The organism is Mesorhizobium prunaredense (assembly GCF_900156895.1).
Lineage (GTDB): Bacteria > Pseudomonadota > Alphaproteobacteria > Rhizobiales > Rhizobiaceae > Mesorhizobium > Mesorhizobium prunaredense.
In genome coordinates, this window is record NZ_FTPD01000067.1 from 201,776 (window position 1) to 202,433 (window position 658).

1 pseudogene is annotated in these 658 nt (G+C 60.9%); it reads right to left on the minus strand.

Features of this window, described 5'->3' with window-relative positions:
• Positions 1-176: 176 nt before the first annotated feature.
• Positions 177-559, minus strand: a pseudogene (locus BQ8794_RS30245) (endonuclease domain-containing protein).
• Between the last annotated feature and the right edge of the window lie 99 nt (positions 560-658).

Genomic DNA, 658 nt, shown 5'->3' on the forward strand with positions numbered 1-658 from the left:
GGTGTCGGCCTCTGGCCTGCCGGCCATCTCCCCCACTTGGGGGGAGATCGGCAGCTTCGCTCTGGCCGCCCATCCTGCAACATTGGTGATTGCCAGAAGCAGGCAAGGCAGCCAATCTCCCCCCTTGTGGGGGAGATGTCCGGCAGGACAGAGGGGGGCGCTGTCCCGCCGGCGTATCAAGTCGCACCTGCGAGCCCTGACTCGATCACAATATGTTGGCAGACATTGTCGATGTCGCGAATGACGTCGTCATTCCAGAAGCGCAGGATGGCCAGAAGCGCAGGATGGTCCAGCCATCTTGTTCAAGACGCTTTGTCCTTGCCTCATCGCCTGTATTGGCGTCGGCATGCTGCGAACCATCGACTTCGACGACGAGCTTCTTGTCCGGGCAAGCGAAGTCGACAATGTAACCGGCAATCGGAAATTGTCGGCGGAAGCCAAGCCCCATCAGCCGATGCACGCGAAGCTCGTTCCAAAGCTTCAGCTCAGCACCGGTCATCGCCTTGCGCATCGACTTGGCATTTGCGCGATTTCGCGGAGGCAGTGGCGTGTGAGGCATCGGTCAATGCTCGGTCGCTATTGAGGTTGGCGCTCTACGGCGCCCCCTCTGTCCTGCCGGACATCTCCCCCACTTGGGGGGAGATTGCCGCGGTAGTAG